The organism is Acinetobacter higginsii (genome assembly GCF_000369525.1).
GTDB lineage: Bacteria > Pseudomonadota > Gammaproteobacteria > Pseudomonadales > Moraxellaceae > Acinetobacter > Acinetobacter higginsii.
On the sequence record NZ_KB850072.1, the window covers coordinates 978,219 to 997,755 of the forward strand.

The 19,537-nt window shown below is 41.7% G+C and carries 16 protein-coding genes and 1 pseudogene; 11 read left to right on the top strand and 6 right to left on the bottom strand.

Annotated elements, in window-relative coordinates; genetic code table 11:
• Positions 1-13: 13 nt before the first annotated feature.
• The 7 genes and pseudogenes from F902_RS22885 to F902_RS10600 all read left to right on the top strand — a co-directional run.
• Positions 14-175, top strand: a pseudogene (locus F902_RS22885) (rubredoxin); the annotation flags it as partial.
• Entirely contained in the window at positions 164-1,372 is a 1,209-nt protein-coding gene (locus tag F902_RS10575; protein WP_228129748.1) for an NAD(P)/FAD-dependent oxidoreductase, read from the top strand. The pseudogene F902_RS22885 and the gene F902_RS10575, both read left to right, overlap by 12 nt.
• 17 nt (positions 1,373-1,389) lie before the next feature.
• On the top strand, positions 1,390-2,706 hold the full coding sequence (locus tag F902_RS10580; RefSeq protein ID WP_005203297.1) for an NAD(P)/FAD-dependent oxidoreductase: 1,317 nt from the start codon (positions 1,390-1,392) through the stop codon (positions 2,704-2,706).
• An 11-nt stretch (positions 2,707-2,717) separates the two neighbouring features.
• Positions 2,718-3,071: a cupin domain-containing protein gene (locus F902_RS10585; protein ID WP_005203299.1), complete on the top strand. Its 354-nt coding sequence runs from the start codon at positions 2,718-2,720 to the stop codon at positions 3,069-3,071.
• Positions 3,072-3,239: 168 nt separating this feature from the next.
• The gene (locus F902_RS10590; RefSeq protein ID WP_005203300.1) at positions 3,240-4,415 is read left to right on the top strand and encodes a hypothetical protein; all 1,176 of its coding nucleotides are present in this window, start codon (positions 3,240-3,242) and stop codon (positions 4,413-4,415) included.
• 79 nt (positions 4,416-4,494) lie between these two features.
• Positions 4,495-5,112: a MarC family protein gene (locus F902_RS10595; protein ID WP_005203302.1), complete on the top strand. Its 618-nt coding sequence runs from the start codon at positions 4,495-4,497 to the stop codon at positions 5,110-5,112.
• A gap of 158 nt (positions 5,113-5,270) precedes the next feature.
• The gene (locus F902_RS10600) at positions 5,271-6,440 is read left to right on the top strand and encodes an MFS transporter (protein WP_017402309.1); all 1,170 of its coding nucleotides are present in this window, start codon (positions 5,271-5,273) and stop codon (positions 6,438-6,440) included.
• A gap of 1 nt (position 6,441) precedes the next feature.
• On the opposite strand, the gene F902_RS10605 is transcribed toward F902_RS10600, so the two are convergent.
• Positions 6,442-7,932 (bottom strand): amidase, encoded by a 1,491-nt coding sequence (locus F902_RS10605; RefSeq protein WP_005203306.1) that lies wholly within the window; start codon positions 7,930-7,932, stop codon positions 6,442-6,444.
• Positions 7,933-8,136: 204 nt separating this feature from the next.
• On the opposite strand from F902_RS10605, the gene F902_RS10610 reads away from it, so the two are divergent.
• Positions 8,137-8,616, top strand: a complete 480-nt coding sequence (locus F902_RS10610) for a hypothetical protein (RefSeq protein ID WP_004807536.1) — start codon at positions 8,137-8,139, stop codon at positions 8,614-8,616.
• A 50-nt stretch (positions 8,617-8,666) separates the two neighbouring features.
• Here the strand turns inward: F902_RS10610 and accC are convergent, their stop codons facing one another.
• The 5 genes from accC to F902_RS10635 all read right to left on the bottom strand — a co-directional run bounded on the left by accC (position 8,667) and on the right by F902_RS10635 (position 13,297).
• Complete coding sequence (gene accC, locus F902_RS10615; RefSeq protein ID WP_004807534.1) at positions 8,667-10,031, bottom strand: acetyl-CoA carboxylase biotin carboxylase subunit; 1,365 nt, start codon at positions 10,029-10,031, stop codon at positions 8,667-8,669.
• A 17-nt stretch (positions 10,032-10,048) separates the two neighbouring features.
• On the bottom strand, positions 10,049-10,468 hold the full coding sequence (gene accB / locus F902_RS10620; RefSeq protein ID WP_005203309.1) for an acetyl-CoA carboxylase biotin carboxyl carrier protein: 420 nt from the start codon (positions 10,466-10,468) through the stop codon (positions 10,049-10,051).
• A 26-nt stretch (positions 10,469-10,494) separates the two neighbouring features.
• Positions 10,495-10,944 carry a type II 3-dehydroquinate dehydratase gene (aroQ, locus tag F902_RS10625; RefSeq protein ID WP_005203310.1) on the bottom strand — a complete coding sequence of 150 codons (450 nt, stop codon included), beginning with the start codon at positions 10,942-10,944 and terminating at the stop codon, positions 10,495-10,497.
• A gap of 727 nt (positions 10,945-11,671) precedes the next feature.
• A complete protein-coding gene (locus F902_RS10630; protein WP_005203311.1) occupies positions 11,672-12,706 on the bottom strand; it encodes an ABC transporter substrate-binding protein in 1,035 nt (344 codons plus the stop codon).
• Positions 12,707-13,297 (bottom strand): ANTAR domain-containing response regulator, encoded by a 591-nt coding sequence (locus tag F902_RS10635; protein ID WP_005203312.1) that lies wholly within the window; start codon positions 13,295-13,297, stop codon positions 12,707-12,709.
• 531 nt (positions 13,298-13,828) lie between these two features.
• Between F902_RS10635 and F902_RS10640 the strand changes: the two genes are divergently transcribed.
• From F902_RS10640 to nirD, 3 genes are read left to right on the top strand one after another with little or no spacing between them, the layout of a single operon-like run.
• Positions 13,829-15,181, top strand: a complete 1,353-nt coding sequence (locus F902_RS10640; protein ID WP_005203313.1) for an MFS transporter — start codon at positions 13,829-13,831, stop codon at positions 15,179-15,181.
• 28 nt (positions 15,182-15,209) lie between these two features.
• Positions 15,210-17,756: a nitrite reductase large subunit NirB gene (nirB, locus tag F902_RS10645; protein WP_005203315.1), complete on the top strand. Its 2,547-nt coding sequence runs from the start codon at positions 15,210-15,212 to the stop codon at positions 17,754-17,756.
• 11 nt (positions 17,757-17,767) lie between these two features.
• Positions 17,768-19,387: a nitrite reductase small subunit NirD gene (gene nirD / locus F902_RS10650; protein WP_005203317.1), complete on the top strand. Its 1,620-nt coding sequence runs from the start codon at positions 17,768-17,770 to the stop codon at positions 19,385-19,387.
• Positions 19,388-19,537: the final 150 nt, after the last annotated feature.

Consider the following 19,537-nt stretch of genomic DNA (forward strand, 5'->3'; position numbering starts at 1 on the left):
GGAAATAGACAAGATGAGAAAGTGGTTATGTATTGTCTGTGGCTGGATCTATGATGAAGCGAAAGGCTGGCCTGATGACGGGATAGCGCCAGGAACAAAATGGGAAGATATCCCAGATGACTGGATGTGTCCAGAGTGTCAGGTGGGTAAAGCTGATTTTGAAATGCTTGATATTACTGATGTTGAAAGTGAGGAAATTCCTCAAGTAGCAGCAACTGCAGTGATTGAACCCGTGGTGATTATTGGTAGTGGCCATGCGGGTTATCAAGTGGCTTCGACTTTACGTGCCCAATCTGCAGACTTGTCTATTACCGTATTTACTGCTGATGATGGGGCTTTATATAGCAAACCTGCTTTATCGAATGCTTTGGCATTAGGTAAAGATGGCGATAGTTTAGTCCGTGAGACCGCTCTTAGTTGGGAACAACGCTTAAATATCCGTGTTTATCCTCATACCAAAGTGACTCATATTGATCGTGCTAATAAAAAGCTTCAAACCACAATTGGTGATTATCCTTACGGCAGACTCGTACTTGCGACTGGGGCAACTCCAGTCGTCATTCCGATTGATGGGGATTCTACAGCGGCAACTTTAAGCGTAAATGATCTCGCAGATTATCGCCGTTTTCGTCAGCGATTATCAAATAAACAGCATGTCACAATTCTGGGGGATGGTCTGATTGGTTGTGAGTTCGCTAATGATTTAGCTGCACATGGTGTCAAAGTTACCGTTGTTGGGCTAGGTAAATGGGCGATGGAACGTCTTATTCCAGAACCTTTAGGTCATGCACTACAAAATGCGCTAAGTGCGTTAGGCGTAGAGTGGAAATTACAAAATAGTATCCGTTCTATTCAATCTGCAAACGGTCATTACCAATTAACTCTTCAGGATGGTCAATCCGTTGAAACTGACTTGGTATTAAGTGCAGTCGGTTTAAGACCAAATATTGCACTTGCTCAAGCCGCTGGCCTAGAAACAGCACGCGGAATCTGTACGGGACTAGATCACCGCAGTAGCGATCCTACGATTTTTGCTTTGGGAGATTGTGCGGAAGTGAATGGTCAGTGGGCGCCTTATATCAATCCAATCACTCAAGCATTACCTGCTTTAGTGAATAATCTTTTAGGTCAGTCAACTGCTGCGGATTTGAAATCAACACCTGTTTTAGTAAAAACACCAATTTTGCCGCTCTCTGTTTTACCTGCAATAGGGACAGGTGAGTGGAGAGTGGAACAACATGACGGAGAGTTTGCTGCTGGTTTCTACAATGAACAAGGCCGGTTAACAGGCTTTGCCTTACTCGGTCGTCAATTACGACATCATCGTAGTGAATGGCTAGAGAAACTAGATTCGTGTTCATCCACAGTTTAAGTTAAAGGAATAACAAAATGATTGCTTTACCAAATGATGATCGTACCTGTGGTTGGTATGCGGCATTACCTCCAGCAGGTCCTGCTAAAAAGTTAATAGGTTCACAAAAAGCAGACTACGCCATTATTGGAGCGGGTTTCGCCGGATTAGCCGCAGCTCGTAGATTGGCAGAACTCAAGCCAAATGCCCGTATTATTCTAGTGGATGCACAACGTGTGGCTGAAGGTGCATCTGGACGTAACTCTGGCTTTGTGATTGATTTACCGCATAAATTTGCATTATCACATCCAGATCCTTCGCATAAGCAAAAGTTGTTAAGTCTAAATCGATCTGCAATTGCACAATTACAAGGTTTAGTCGAGCGCCATCATATTGATTGTCAGTGGTCGGCAGTTGGTAAATACCAAGGCGCTGTAGGTGAAAGAGGTGAAGCTCATCTCAATCATTTTGAACATTTGATGAAAGATTTAGGTGAACCATATCGTTGGATCGAAAAGGCCGAGCTGAAAAAAGTACTCGGGACAGATTTTTATAGCCGTGCAATTTTTACCCCTGGTTCTTACTTAATGCAACCAGCAGCTTTGGTAAGGGGGATGGGTGATCATTTACCAGAAAATGTTGAGTTATTAGAGCAATCACCGATTCGAAATCTGCAAAGAAACAATAATCAATGGGTCTTAGAAGGTGATCATGGCCTAATCACCACGCCTAAAGTACTTCTAGCAACCAGTATTTTCACGCGTGAATTTGGCTATTTGAAAAATCGCTTATTACCCGTCATGACCTTTGCGAGTTGGACACGTCCACTGACAGACCAAGAAATGACTATTTTTCTGGGTGAGTTGAATTGGGGATTAACACCAGCAGATCATGCTGGAACAACATTACGGATGACAGCAGATCGTCGTATCTTGATCCGTAATACTTATAAACATGTACCGAAATATGGTGCCAATGTGAGTGATGATAATCGTCATTGGATACAAGCTGATCATCGCAAAGCCTTTTTAGCACGTTATCCAGAGTTAGCTGATGTGCCATTTACACATACATGGGGTGGTGTTTACGCGATTTCTCGTAATTTCACCAATTTTTTTGGTGAATTAGAAGAGGGTGTTTATGCAAGTGCTTGTGACAATGGTGTTGGAGCAGCTTGGGGAACAATTTCGGGAACATTATTAGCCGATCTAGTTGTGGGAACTGATTCTCAGGCTTTACGTGATATCCAGTACGTGACGGGTATGCCAAGTTTAAATCCGCCAGAACCGTTTTTAGGTCTAGGCGTGAAGACGCGTATTCGATTTGAAAAATGGCGTAGCCGTAGTGAATTATAAGGTAAAAAATTATGAATGAAGTTCGTTTAGTTGATAGTAAACAATTAGTTTTCAATCTCCGTGGTGAAACACCTCAAGGTACTGCTTATGTTGCCAGAGCATTAGGAGCTGATGTTTCTCCAAATATGGGTATTGGTTTTGCACGTTGGGAAGGTGCGGAAGTGAGTTGGAAATTACTTTATGATGAAGTCATTTTTGTCATTGAAGGTTGTTTTGAACTTACTGCAAATGGGCAGAAGTACGAAGTTCGGCCAGGACAGATGCTGTGGATACCTGAAGGAACCGAGCTAATTTACGCGGGACATGCTGTATTTGGTTACGTGGTTCATCCAGGTAATTGGAAAGAAATACATGGTTTAATTTGAAGTTTAAAATATATCAACCCTTTTAGATCAGGTCATTACAAGTTTTAAATCAATCCTGAGTGCTTAATTTAAAAGGACTATTTTTTGATCAGAATAAGATGCTTTTATTAAAAATCAAGAAAGAAATTGGAATGGATTTCTCTCTAATATCGATACAAGGAGATATCAGTGCATAAGATAAATATCAAGCTAAGTATGGGATTCTTGGCAGTTGGGATCGCTTTTCCTGTATGTGCGGGTATTACTTTCGGTGATCCAAAAATGGATACAGGAGCTGTCACTGTTTCTGGTGCATTGCGTGCCAAATACAACTATAAGGACTACGGTCAAAATACTGATTCAGATAATAGTATTCAGTTTGATGCCGCTATTGTGAATATTGGATATGAGTCACCGAATGTATTTGGAAATATACAGTGGCGCTGTTATCAATGGTCTGATTTATGCGATTTTTCAACTTTAGTTTCTGCATATGCAGGCTATCGTTTAAATCATACAGATCACATAACGCTTGGCTTACAGCCTGTACCTTTTGGTCCTAGCCGTTTTTGGGATAGCAGTTTTTATGCAGGTCTCAATTATACAATGGGGCTCCAAGATGTACTCAATCTAGGGATTAATTATCATACTGAATTACCTTCGGCCACCAAAATTGATTTGGCCTACTTTGCCAGAGATGGCGGTCATTACACAGGTACAGCAGATAATGATACGGCTCGTTATTCTGCTAATACAGTGAAAACAAATGATCCAACCATGACGAGCTTAAAAGAAAAAAATATGTTCGTGATGAGAGCCAAACAAGAGCTTAGCTTTTTCAATAATGATGACTTAGATATGGCTGTTGGCGGAAGTTACTGGTATTCAATCATTGAGAATCAACAAAATCATAAAGAGGGCAATCGCAAAGCTTGGTCATTATTTAATACTCTTAATTATAAAAACTTAGCCATAACCCTGACGGCAGGACAGATCAAAATAGACAATAAAGATCCAATTTTAAATTACTCCACATTTGGATCATTTGATACTGCTTACAACATTGCAAATAGCGGCACTTTTTATTCCGTCGATATGAACTATAGCTTTAAAGATGTCATAAATGGCCTGAATGTCACGCCTTATGTGGTCTTAAGTGGATTGAATAAAGATGAGCAGAATTATAAAAACTCTCAACGTAATATCATCGGCGCAGCTTGGAACTATAAGCAGATCTCGCTTTATTCAGAATATATCACCAGTAAAAATGACCCATTTATTGGAGGAAGCATAAATTCTTTGGCCAGCGGTGATGATGGTCAATGGAACAAGTTGTTGAATGTCATGTTTGTTTATAATTTTTAATCATTTGCAAAAAACGTATGAACTCAATCTTTTGTAGAAAGTTGATTAACGTATTGAAGACGCATTGGAGTGTGGGGCGATGACTTCTTCTTATTTGAGCACATTTCTCTTATTTTTCTCATTGTTGAATCCATTTCTGATGAGTGTCTATATGATCGGGTTAATTCGACATACAGAGACCAGAATATTTAATCGTGCGCTGATACAAGGTGGGCTGATTGCTTATGTTGTGTTTTTACTTTTTGCTTGGGGAGGCGAAGCAATTTTTAGTAAGTACTTAAATGTACGGTTTGAATCGTTCCAGATATTTGGTGGCCTTATTTTTTTGGTCATTGGCTATCGCTATGTTTTCCAGGGGGCAGATACGATTGGTGAAATGCGAGGTGCTCCAGAACATTTAGCAGGTACAGTGGCTATGCCTTTTATGATTGGGCCTGGAACAATCAGTGCTGCTGTTGTAACTGGCATGAGTATGTCAATTGCTGAGGCAGCAATCGTGATCGCATGTACGCTATTTTTAACATGTAGTGTATTAATTGTGATGAAACTCTCGCATGATCATTTGCGCTATAAGCATGCCAAATATATTGATCGCTATTTCGATATTGTTGGCCGGTTGGCGGCATTACTTATTGGCACAATTGCAATTGATATGATTGTGAATGGGGTTACCAGATTGGTGATGAAAACTGCTTAGTGTAAATGCAGCAAGCGCATTTGGAAGTGCAGGCTAATTATCGGTTTATAGAGGATTTAAAGCCAATGATTTGTATATATAATTGGATACTAAAAATAAATTAGCTGATCACTCTGTTAGAGTGGAACTCTTTATATAGGTCTAATGATCCAAGATAAATGCAACCACTGACCATCAATACCAGACTCGCAGGTTTCTACTTCTTCTACTATGCCATAGTCGGAACTTTCATGCCGTATTGGAACCTGTATCTACAAGATCAGGGGTTCAATTATCAAGAGATCGGTATTCTTTCTTCGATTGCCATTATCACGCGTTTTTTTGCACCGCTGATTTGGGGTTGGATTGCCGATAAATCAGGTAAACGAATGCTTTTGGTTCGAATTGCGACATGGATGGAAGCTTGTATCTGGTTCGCCATCTTCGTAATTCCGAATAGCTTCCAATCGGTGGCTTTACTGATGTTGATTTTTAGCTTCTTCCAAAATGCTATCTTGGCGCAATTTGAGGGCGTGACTTTATTTTGGCTAGGTGAAAAGCGTGCGGAACTCTATGGCAAAGTGCGTAAATGGGGATCTGTTGGTTTTATTGTCGGTGTATTTGTAATTGGGGCTTTGTTGGAGGTTATTCCGATTTCAATGCTGCCTATTTTATTGCTCTTTGTTTCATTTCTGGCTTTTCTCTGGTCATTTAGTATTAAAGAACCTGAACATGCACCAAGCTCTCAGAAAACGCTTGAACCGCTACTCCCGATTTTAAAACGGCCCATCGTTGCTGCATTTTTTAGTATTGAATTTATTTTGCTGTTTTCATTGGCACCGTTTTATAGCTTCTATAGTAACTTCCTCAAAGAGATTGGTTTTAGCACCACACAAATTGGCAGCTTATGGGCGATGGGGGTGATTGCTGAAATTGTGATGTTTGCGGTGGCACAAAAGCTATTCTTCACTCGCTTTTCATGGCGGACACTGGTGGTGATTTGCTTAGTTTTGACCAGTTTACGTTGGTTCTTGGTTGGTATCTTAGAAACCAATTATATTGGACAGTTGCTTGCTCAATGCTTACATGCCTTTAGTTTTGGCCTGTTCCACCTGATTGCCATGAAAGTAATTTTTCAAAACTTTACACCAGAGCAACAAGGCCGAGGACAGGCGTTGTATAGCACGATGTGGGGCTTAGGGGTGGCATCTGGAAGTTTATTGGCAGGGCATTACTGGCAAATATTTTCAGGTGTGACCATTTTCTACTGTGCCAGTGTGGTGGTTTTGTTTGGTTTATTACTGGTGCTATGGCTGCCGAATCAAGTGGAAACAGCAGCCAAAACCTAGACTAGATTTGGATGTGTTTATATTGCGGCAACCATGGTTGTGCTTGTTCCAGTTGAGCAGCAAGTTGCAACAAGCGGTCTTCACATCCAAAAGGCGCGATAAACTGGCTACCCAGTGGCATACCGTATTTATTCCAATACAAAGGGACTGACATTGCAGGTAGGCCTGTTACATTGGCGAGCTGGGTAAATGGTACCCAACTTAAATTGTCCTGTACCATTTTTTCAACCAATTTACCCTGTGCTAAATAGTGGGCTTTTCCTAGTTTTAGCAAGCCTTTTAGGATTGGCTTCTGCCAAGCAGGTGTAGCAACCTCACCATTTTTAGGCGCGACTGAGGCTGTGGTTGGGGTGAGGTATAAGTCATATCTTTCAAAGAAAATATTCATCTGGGTGCTGTACAGTCCCCAATTATTGAGCGTGTGAATATATTCTGTCGCCGTAGTCTTCGCACCAAAGGCGGCTAAAGCAATCGAATCCAGTTCAAAATCACGATCGGTAGCACCTGCCATTTGTTTGATTTGTGCCTGCATATAGGAGAACTGACTGAACCATGTGGTGACAAAATCTTTTGCCAGTTCGAGGCCATCAATTTTAGGTCGGTCTTCAACCACAATATGACCTAATGATTCCAACAGTTTAGCGGTTTGTTGCACCGCTTGGATTGCATCTTTAGAAATCTTGCTACCAATCGGTGACTGGGTGCTAAACGCAATGCGGAGTTTTTTGGGGCTTTGTCGAATGATATCTAAGTAGTTTTGTTTAGGGGCTTCAATTCGAAATAATGAAGTTTGTTCAGGGCCTTGCACCGCATCAAGCATTGCCGCGCTATCCCGCACAGTTTTGCTGATTACATGCTGCATGGCAGCGCCGTGCATAGCTTCGCTGAATTGTGGCCCCCATGGCGTACGTCCACGACTGGGTTTAAGTCCAAATAGACCGCAATACGAAGCAGGGATACGAATTGATCCACCGCCATCACCGGCACCCGCAATCGGTACTAACCCCGCTGCAACGGCCGAAGCAGAACCGCCTGAAGAGCCACCCGTATTATGTTTTAAATTCCATGGATTGTGGCATGAACCCCAAGCCTCTGGTTCTGTAATTCCTTTAATGCCAAATTCAGGCGTATTCGTTCGTCCAAAAGTGACAATACCAGTTTGTTCCCAGCGATTGACAATTTCTGCATTAAAGTCTGGTGTGTAATTGATTTTTTTTAATGCTTGACTGCCATAAGAGGTTGGCACACCTTGGTATTCTTGAAATAGATCTTTGACTAAAAATGGAACACCTGAGAATGGACCTGATAAAGCGTGTTGAGCGCGTTGTTTGGCTTGTTCATACATTGGGATAATGATGGCATTCAGTTTAGGATTGACTTGATTGCTTCGTTCTAATGCGATTTCGAGCAGCTCTGACGGCTGAACTTCTTTGTTTTTGACTAACTCGGCTAACCCCAAACCATCGTACTGTACGTATTCTGAAAATTTCATGGCTTTTATCCCTAAAGCGAAAATCTTTATAAAGTAAAAAGTTAAATACAATTTGAAAAATAGCATACCTGAAAAAGTGTCAAAACAAGCAATTAAATTACATGGTAAAAATATTGTGTTTATATGGTTATGAATGCATGCTTTTATCAAAAAATATGCTAATTTAAGCCTATGCACCGTTAAGATGACGACTTAATTAAATCTATGAAAAATATTTATATTATTGGATTATTATGGGCTTGCTCAACATGGACTATGGCAGAGACGGTCGTAAATGACAAAGCAACAGTAACCCCTCAACAAATAGCCAAAGCCAATGCGATTCGGGTCACAACTCGCCCTGAGATTATGGGGCTGTGGGGAATGGAAATTCCAAACAATAAGAAGTGTGTCGAATACTATAACTTCCGTGGTGCCAGTGATGTGGTGATTAAAAGTGGTCAAGAATGGTCGTATGGCTTATATGATTATCAGCCATCAGAAGATCATAAAGAGCGCTTGCCCGCATTAGTTCTGCAAATCAAATATGACAATAATGAAATGGACTGTTCAGGTCAAAAGCAAGATCAAACGGGTGAAGTTTCCCAATACTTTGTAAAATGGGCCAATGATTCAACTATCGATTTTTGTGCCAGTGAAAAAGGCGATAAATGTTTTGCGACCTTGCGTCGTGTTTTACCTTAATAAGATTGTGTTAGACATAAAAAAGCCTCTTGAGTAAGAGGCTTTTTTATTTAGGCTTTTTCAGCTTTTGGTTCAAGCTGTTTTAGCAAATGTTTTTCAAGATAATGAATATCCATTGCCTGTTCACAGAAATTTTTGTCTTGTAAGATCAAATCTTTATGCAAAGGAATATTGGTTTTAATTCCTGTCAAAATCATTTCATCTAATGCTTGGCGCATGCGAGCTAATGATGTTTCACGGTCTTTACCATGAGAAATCAATTTTGCAATCATTGAGTCATAGTAAGGCGGGATGTTATAGCCCTGATAGATGTGTGAATCCAAACGGATACCAGCACCACCTGGTGCATAGAAACTTTCAATTTTACCTGGAGACGGTAGGAACGTGGTTGGATCTTCAGCATTGATACGACATTCAATCGCATGACCTTTAACTTCGATTTGCTCTTGTTCAAGTTCAAGACCTAAACCAGCTGCAATACGAAGTTGTTGTTCAATGATATCAACCCCAGTCACCATTTCAGTCACAGGATGTTCAACTTGAACACGGGTATTCATTTCGATGAAGAAGAATTCACCATCTTCAAATAAGAACTCAAATGTACCTGCACCACGATACTGCATCAACTTACATGCATTCACACACGCTTCTAAAATATCGGCACGTGCTTGTTCTGGTAGGTTTGGTGCAGGTGCTTCTTCTAATACTTTTTGATGACGACGTTGTAAAGAACAGTCACGATCATAGAGGTGAATCGCATGACCATTACCATCACCGAGAACCTGTACTTCGACATGACGCGGTTTCTGTAAGAAACGTTCCATATAAACCGTATCGTCACCGAACCACATTTCAGCATCACGTTGCGCCGCTTGAACCGATTCAAGCAGTGTGTCGACACGTTCTACGATACGCATACCACGACCGCCGCCACCAGAAGCCGCTTTCACGATCAATGGGAAGCCGATTTCTTTTGCTTCAGCAAGCGCATTATTAATCGTTACTGCATGGTCACAGCCCGGTACCGTTGGTACGCCTGATTTTTTCATGGCAATAATCGCTGATACTTTATTCCCCATCAGGCGAATATGTTCAGGGCGAGGGCCAATGAAAATAAAGCCAGAACTTTCAACGATTTCAGCAAATTCCGCATTCTCGGATAAAAAACCATAACCAGGATGGATTGCATCCGCACCTGTGATTTCTGCAGCAGTAATAATTGCAGGAATATTTAAATAGCTTTCACTACTTGCACCCGGTCCGATACACACTGCTTCATCAACGAAGCGTAAGTGCATTAAATCTTTATCGGCATCTGAATAGATACCAACTGTTTTAATGCCAAGAGTTTTACAAGCCCGAGTAATTCGTAAAGCGATTTCGCCACGGTTTGCAATTAATACTTTTTGCAACATAGGAATCCCCAAACTGATTAAGCACGGTAGCGAAAAAGTGGTTGACCGAATTGGATCACTTCACCATTTTTCACTAGAATTTCTTCAATTACGCCGCTTTTTGTTGCTTCAATTGGGTTCATGATTTTCATTGCTTCAATGATCCCTAATGTTTCACCCGCAGATACTGTTTGACCTACATTTACAAATGGTGCTTCACCTGGACTTGGTGCTGCATAGAACACACCAACCATTGGTGATGATTCAACTGCACCACGTGGTGTTTTTGCTGCTGGTGCTGGAGCAGTAACTGTTGGAGCTGCAGCTACAGCAGCCGCGGCATAAACAGGAGTAGGGCGAGTTAATGAGATGGATTGGTCGCCTTCCTTAACTTCAATCGCTTGTAAGTCAGATTCAATCATCAAGTCGATGAGCTTCTTGATTTTACGGATATCCATGAGTGAGCATTCCTAAAAAGTCTAAATTAGTTAGAAGATTGAATTTTTTCGATAGCGTAATCGAGAGCAAAGGAATAACCCTTTGCACCTAAGCCACAAATTACGCCAATGGCTTTATCTGATAAATATGAGTGATGACGGAATGATTCACGGGCGTGAACATTTGACAAATGAACCTCAATAAATGGGATCGCAACGCCAAGTAAGGCATCGCGTAAAGCAACTGAGGTGTGGGTCAAGGCAGCAGGGTTAATAATGATAAATTTCACACCCTCGATTTGTGCTTGATGGATACGATCGACAATCGCACCTTCCCAATTGCTTTGAAAAGTATCTAGTGTAAGTGATGCATGTTGGGCTTGAGCGGTGAGTTGCTGGTTAACATCATCTAACGTGAGATAACCATATACCTCTGGTTCGCGTTTTCCTAGCAAGTTCAAATTCGGTCCATGAATTACCAAAATGGTTGAGCTCATTCAGCCTGCTCCAATTCTAAATCTGCAAAAGTTTTTTGCAAGATGTCTGCAAAGTTTGCTTATTATGGCACAAAATTCTGCAATTTTTTTATAATTTGTTTTAATCGATGAAGAAATTTGCATGCCAAGCATGGTGCATATAATGAAAACTTTGCAAGGAATTGGCAATGTTAAAATATGACAAAATTTAGCGTAATTTTATTTTTAAACATTCTAAACTGAATTACCTCATTTCGTTCATGGGATTTGTGTAACTCAGCAGTCAAGCTATTTATATTTTGGTATCTTAGTGCGACTTAAATCCTTAGAAAAGAATTGGGTAAAGTGTATTTTTATGTGATCCAATAGGATGAAGGTTTTATGCTAACATATTGTTTTTATGTGTTTAAATTATTATTTATGAGGATAGTAAACCTGTAGTTGCTAAAATATGAATATTGAACCTTTTCTGATGCTACTTGTTGATTGCGTGACATTGTGAAGCGCTTGATGACTGCAATGCAAGATGATTAGAGATTGAACACTGTTGTCGCTTAATCAGTTGGCAGAAATGATAAAAATTCGCATTCTAGATGGCAGTTAATGACATAAAAATGTCCGAAAAAGATATCTCTGCTTTCAATATGATAGTGATTACTTAAGGGATTACTTGTGATTGGTGTAATCCCTTTTGGGTCTTTCAAAAGCTGTCTTTAAATATCAAGACAGCTTTTTTTTGTCCTTTATTTTATGTGGGATTCGCAGCAGCTTTATAGGTTTCAAGCAATAGGCAATTCTGAGCTTGAGTCATATAAGTGTCTCGTTCAAGTTCTACAGCATTCCATTTATGCATTTGTTGAAATAGCCATTCAAAGTCTTGGGCTTTTGGCTCAGCACTGTTTTGTACAAAGTTACGAATGATATTCTGGATGGTAAAGTACTTTTCAACATGAACGTCTGGCGAGCAATGGAATTGAATCACATCAAACTCAATCAGAAGTTGCCATACCGGTGCAAAATCTTCGAGTTGACGTAATTCTTGTTGCGCTTTGAGAATAGCAGTGGTTAAGGCAATCAAGCTGTGTGGATGTTGTTGCGCCCATTCTTGTGTGACTGCTAAGACTTTGTCGGCAACATTCGGGATAATGTGCTGACTTGAACAGACAATTTGGCTTAGACCTTGTAACTCAGCTTGAGTATTCCAAGGTTCACCGACACAAAACCCATCTATTAAATGATTACTGATCGCTTCAACCATATAAGGTGGTGGTAAGGTTTTCATTTGAATGGTTTGCGCTAGTTGAGGGTCGGCCAAAGCGAGCCATTCTCTTAAGCAATAGTGATGAATCGAGTGTTGGAATACATGTGCCAAAGAGACGTTTTGATCTTGGCGCATATAATCCGTCAGTTTCTTGGCTGAACTTTCTGCAGTATCTTGTTTCTGAATATTTAGTGCATAACAGAGCTTTTGGCTTAAGCTAATAAATGCTCGATTTTCACTCAGCACGAGCGGGGTTTGTAGTGGAATCCCAATTTGATCGGTTCCGACCGCTGCTGCTGGGAGCATGGCAGATAGGCAATGTGCTGCATCGAGTAAGCCAAAAGCTAAACGATCACGTAAACTGGCCCAAGAAGCTTCCTTGACTAAATTGACATTTAAACCGACTTCTTCAAAAAAACCACGCTGCTTTGCCCAGAGTAATGCGACACAATCAAGTAAGGGAATATAGCCCAGTTGTAATTCGGTTTTTTCTACTTTTGCTAATTCGACTAAATGGCTCATCTATTCATCCTTTAGTTGATTATTTAAAAGTTGTTGGGCATCCAGTAAACGGCGTGCCATTTCTCCAATAGTCATGCGGTGGCTCATGGCATTTTTTCTGAGTAATTGAAACGCGGTGTCTTCAGTTAAGCCATGCAGTTGCATCAGCAACACTTTGGCCTTTTCGACGTCTTTACGATCTGCAAGTTTGGTCTTGGCATCTTTCAGGTCACATTCCAGTTTTTTATGCTTTTTATACTGCTCAATCGAAATATCTAAAATGGTGTGTAAGCGGCTTGGGTCTATACCATCGACGATATAGGCGGTAATCCCTGCATCGATGGCTTGTTTGATAGTGTCTTTATCGGTGTTCTTGGTAAATAAGACTGTAGGCAGATCAAAGTTGCAGACACAACTTTCAATCACATCGCGATGTGGATGATCCATATCAAGCAGAATGACATCGGCTTGAAGATGTTCGAGTTTAAAAATATTGAGATGATCGAGAGTAAAACAAGCCACTACATCAAAGTCATGTTCAATCAAACAGGTTTTTATGTATTCAGCCCGAGCCTGGTCGTCATCAATAAGTGCGATCTTGAGTTTCGGCATAGTATTTAGGTCAAACGGTGGGGTTGTGCACAGATATAAGGTGCTGTGCGTATTGTTTTTGAAGCAAAATTAGTGCCAGTGAAGCTATTTTGATTTCTTATTCGGTGCAATCGCTCCATGGGGCGTATTGTTTATGCGCTTTATTGTATCGCTGTGACCAAGTAGAAGAAATGAAAAATTTGAATTATATCCACTAGAACGAAAGATGCACTTTTTGGGTGCGTAAAAGGAGTTGTTTTGAAGCAGTGCGAATTCTGCTTTAAAACGGGTCATTACCAAGAATGCACCATATAAAACTTGCTTGATCATCGTATTGGATGAGCTTTTTTTAAATAAAAACGATATAAAACAGTGGTTAATATTTTATTCTATTTGTCTTAATTAAGACTTGGCACAGCATTTGCTAACTATTCCTTAAGTCAAAGATGACTTGCAAAATTGTAAGACGGCCAACGATGTCCGATCTGATCGGTTTGTTGATACAGCGTGCTGTATGAACAACACATGATACGTTCAGTATGGGAGATGGCAATGTCTTTAGATTTATCGGCGAAAAAAGCCACATCAATTAAGTTATTCAACTTTTCCGCACCTGCGATGCGGGCATTCCACATGAGTTGGCTTGCTTTCTTCGTTTGTTTCTTTGCTTGGTTTGCCTGTGCACCGTTAATGCCAGTGATCGCAGGCGAGTTCCATCTCACCAAAGATCAGATCGCCAATATTAATATTGCTGCTGTTGCAATCACGATTGTGGTTCGATTAATCGTTGGCCCACTGTGTGACAAATACGGCCCACGTAAAACTTATACTGCATTGTTATTGCTGGGTAGCATTCCTGTATTTGGTGTTGCTGCAGCAAATAGTTATGAATCCTTCCTATTTTTTCGCTTATTGATTGGTGCAATTGGCGCCAGCTTTGTGATTACTCAATACCATACCAGCATTATGTTTGCGCCAAATGTTGTAGGCACTGCAAATGCCGCGTCAGCTGGCTGGGGGAATGCAGGTGGTGGTGCGACACAAGCCTTGATGCCTTTACTATTGTCTGCCTTGGTGATGTTCGGTGTAGAACAAGCCATGGGTTGGAGAATTGCATTGCTTGTACCTGGTGTGATGATGCTGATCGTAGGTGTGCTTTATTGGAAGCTGACTCAAGATTGCCCACAAGGCGATTTTAAAGAACTTCGTGCACAAGGCATCATAGTTGGAAGCGATAAAAAAGGTGGCTTGGCAATCCTAATGTACGCAGCGCGTAACTATCGGGTCTGGATTCTATTCTGCTCTTATGCGGCATGTTTCGGCATTGAAATCTTCATGCACAACATCATTGCGATGTATTACGTCGAACACTTCAACTTTGGCTTAAAAGAAGCGGGACTGGCTGCAGGGGTTTTTGGTTTGCTGGCACTGTTTGCCCGTGCCCTTGGTGGGATTGTTTCAGACAAAGTCGCGCTGAAAAAAGGTTTGGATGGCCGCACTAAGATCTTGTTTCTGTTGATCTTGGGTGAAGGGTTGTTCCTGATGCTATTCGCGCATATGAATAGTGCAGTTTTTGCAATCCTCAGTATGACCATCTTTGCGCTGTTTACCCATATGGCATGTGGTGCAACTTATGCCTTGGTTCCATTTATTGATCGTGAAGCACTCGGTGGGGTGGCAGGCATTATTGGTGCAGGCGGCAATGTCGGTGCAGTCGCAGCAGGATTCTTGTTGAAAGGAATGGTCGATTTTCAAACTTGTTTAATGGTTTTAGGTGGCTTGGTGGTGATTGCTGCAAGCTCGGTGATGCTGATCCGATTCTCGGTAGAGCATAAACAAAAAGAACAACAGCTGTTCGAACAAGCCATGTTGGAACGTCGCTCAGAACAAAGTAGCGCAGCTTAATCAAAGATTCGATTTGAGGAAAAACACAATGAAATTAGTGATGATTGGTCACGGTATGGTGGGGCATAAATTCATCGAAGCCATCTTAGAGAAAGCTGATGATGAATTAGAAATTACTATTCTTGCTGAAGAACCACGTATTGCCTATGACCGCGTACATTTGACTGAATATTTCTCTGGTAAAACAGCAAAAGACTTATCACTGGCTCGCTTTGATTTTGCAGACGCGCACGGTATTGATTTAAGGCTGAATACCAAAGCGGTAGAAATTAATGCAGCTGAGCAAACCGTGACCACAAATTTCGGTGATGCGATTCATTATGACAAATTGGTCTTAGCAACAGGTTCATATGCCTTTGTTCCACCAATCTCAGGCAATAATCGTGAAAACTGTTTTGTCTATCGTACTATTGAAGATTTAGATGCCATTCGTGCCGCAAGCTTAAATGCCAAAACCGGTGTAGTGATTGGTGGTGGTTTATTGGGGCTGGAAGCTGCCAAGGCATTGCGAGATTTAAATCTGGAAACCCATGTGGTGGAGTTTGCTCCGCGTTTGATGGCAGTACAAATTGATGATCTCGGTGGCAAAGTATTACGCCGTAAAATTGAAAATCTTGGGGTAAAAGTCCATACCCAAAAAGCCACGCAATGTATTGAAGCGGGTGATAGCACGACACACATCATGAAGTTTGCGGATGGCAGTGAGCTGGAGGCAGACATCATTTTATTCTCAGCGGGGATTCGCCCACGTGATGAATTAGCGCGCATGAGTGGTTTAGCATTGGGTGAGCGTGGCGGGATTAAAATAAATGATTATTGCCAAACCTCAGATGAGCATATCTATGCAATTGGTGAATGTGCGCTGTGGGATAATAAAATTTATGGCTTAGTCGCACCCGGCTATGACATGGCGCGTATTGCCGCAAAACATATCTTAGCCGAAGAAACGCATTGTTTCGCGGGTGCAGATATGAGTACCAAGTTGAAGTTGATGGGCGTTGACGTTGCATCTGTTGGTGATGCACATGGGATGACACCAAACTCACTCAGCTATTTTTATGCTGATGAAGATAGCTTGGTTTATAAAAAGATCGTGGTCGATGCAGATAAAACCAAGTTGCTTGGTGCGGTCTTGGTTGGTGATGCCAAAGAATACAATGACCTACTACAAATGATGCTAAATGGTCTGGCACTACCAGAAACACCTGAAAGTTTGATCATGCCAGGTTTTGCCGATTCAGGCGCGAAAGCAGGCGGTAGTGGTGTCGATTTATTGCCAGATAGCGCAACCATTTGTTCGTGTAATAACGTGTCCAAAGCCGATATTTGCCAAGCAATTTGTGATGGTTCAACCTCACTCGGTGCTTTGAAAAAATGTACTAAAGCGGCGACAGCCTGTGGTGGTTGTGCACCTTTAGTCACGCAAGTGCTGAAGTCTGAGCTACAACGCCAAGGCGTAACGGTCAATAACCATGTGTGTGAGCACTTCCCGTACTCACGCCAAGAAATTTATCACTTGGTTCGTGTCAATGAAATCAAGACCTTTGATGATTTGATTCAGCAACACGGTCATGGTCTAGGCTGTGATATTTGTAAGCCAATGGCGGCCAATATTTTGGCATCGTGTTGGAATGATTTCGTACTTGAACCAAGCCATGCAGGTCTACAAGACAGTAACGATTACTACCTAGGCAACATTCAAAAAGATGGTTCTTACTCAGTTGTGCCACGTATGGCAGGTGGTGAAGTCACACCAGATGGCTTAATTGCTGTCGGTCAAATTGCCAAAAAATATAACTTGTATACCAAAATTACCGGTGGACAACGTGTCGACTTATTTGGTGCGCAAATTCATCAACTCCCGTTTATCTGGGAAGAACTCAATGCAGCGGGTTTTGAATCAGGTCATGCTTACGGTAAATCATTACGTACCGTGAAATCCTGTGTCGGTAGTACATGGTGCCGTTACGGGGTGGATGATTCTGTGGGCTTGGCGATTGAACTTGAGAACCGCTATAAGGGCCTACGTTCGCCACATAAATTGAAAATGGCGGTTTCAGGTTGTACCCGTGAATGCGCCGAAGCGCAAGGTAAAGATGTCGGGGTGATTGCAACAGAGAAAGGTTGGAACATGTATGTCTGTGGTAATGGTGGCATGAAACCACGTCATGCAGAGTTATTGGCTTCTGACCTTGATACCGAAACCTTGATTCGTTATATCGACCGTTTCTTTATGTTCTATATCCAAACTGCAGATCGTTTACAACGTACCAGCGTATGGCGTGACAATATGGAAGGCGGTTTGGATTATCTCAAATCAGTGATTGTCGATGATTCGCTAGGACTTGCCGAAGAACTCGAAAGTCGTATGAGTCATGTGATTGGGACTTATCAAGATGAATGGCGTACTGCGGTTGAAGATCCTGAGATTCGTAAACGTTTCCAAACCTATATCAATGCCAGTGCAGAACAGCAAGCTGACCCACATATTCAATTTACCCAAGTGCGCGATCAGATTCGCCCTTTGAATGACGCTGAACGCTCAGTCGATCGTATCCCAATGGTTGAAGCATAAGGAGAACTCAAATGACCAGTTTAAAGAACATCGATATGCTGCCAGAAAATCAATGGGTCGAGGTGTGTGCGTTGGATGACATCACACCAAATACGGGTGTGGGCGCACTGATCGAAGGTCAATCCGTTGCACTGTTTCGTGTTGGTCACGAAAAGCGGATTTATGCGCTTAGCAATAAAGATCCATTTAGCCAAGCCAATGTGATGTGTCGCGGCATCATTGGCGATTTACAAGGTGAACGCGTGATTGCATCGCCGATTTATAAACAACATTTTAGCTTAGCGACGGGGCGTTGTCTGGAAGATAAAGATCAAAAGCTCTTGGTTTTTCCAACCAAAATTGAAAATGGTCGGGTGTGGGTCGGGTCTGTTCCGCAAAAGACTTATATTACCAACAATGGCGCTGCTCAAGAAAAGCTGAAACTGGTGTTAATTGGCAATGGTTTGGCGGGTATGCGTTGTCTTGAGGACTTATTGGATATGGCCCCAGATCGTTATGATGTGACGGTGATTGGTGAGGAGCCTTGGGGTAATTACAACCGTATTATGTTGTCGCCAGTACTTTCTGGTGAAAAAACCATTGATGAAATCATGCTGCATCCACATGCATGGTACAGCGACAAAGGGATTCAATTTATTGCCGATGACCCTGCGATCAAGATTGATCGTACCCGCAAAGTGGTACATACCGAGAAAGGCGAAAGTGTTGGTTATGATCGTTTGATTATTGCCACTGGTTCATCACCATTTGTTCCACCTGTGCAAGGTGTAGATCTAAAAGGCGTGATTAGCTTCCGTGATATTTATGATGTCAACACCATGATCAAATATTGCGAAACCAAAAAGAATGCGGTGGTGATTGGTGGTGGTTTGCTGGGTCTGGAAGCAGCGTATGGCTTGAAACAACGTGGTATGAATGTAACAGTTCTGCACCTGATGGATCGAATTATGGAACGTCAGTTGGATGGCCGTGCCAGCCGCATGTTGCGCCATAGTATTGAGCAAAAGGGTATCAATATCATTACCGAGGCCAATACCGAGGCATTGATCGGTGAGGATGGTCATGTCAGTCAAGTCCGTCTTAAAGATGGAACGGTACTGGACGCAGATTTAGTGATTTTTGCGGTTGGGATTCGCCCGAATATTGCCTTGGCTCAAAGTGCAGGACTGCGTTGTAATCGAGGCATTTTGGTGAATGACACCATGCAAACCTTTGATCCAAGTATCTATGCTGTGGGTGAATGCATTGAACATCGTAATCAAACCTTTGGTCTAGTTGAACCACTTTGGGGACAAGCCTTCATCTGTGCAACGCATTTGGCTGAACATGGCAGCTTAACCTTTAAATCACCGACCGTACCAACACAGTTAAAAGTCAGCGGTGTGGATGTGTTCTCTGCTGGGAACTTTGAACCGAAAGAAGATTATGAAGACATCATCCTCAATGATGACAAGCGTCAAATTTATAAACGTATCATTATCCAAAAAGACAAAGTGATTGGTGCAGTTCTGTTTGGTGATACCGAAGATGGGATGTGGTATGCCGAGTTGATTGCAGATCAAACGCCTGTTTCTACTTTTAGAAATAAGCTGTTATTTGGTAAGGATTTTGCAATGAAAAAGGCAGGGTGAAAGCTTACCCCATTCGAGAAGAATAGGTTAAGGATGAATGGCATTGCCGCATATATGCTGTATGAGCAGATAATTGTTGTAAAGGCATTGCCTTACTTTTCAAGGATGAAAAGTAACAAAAATCCTTTGTTAAGCTGACGGTACATCCTT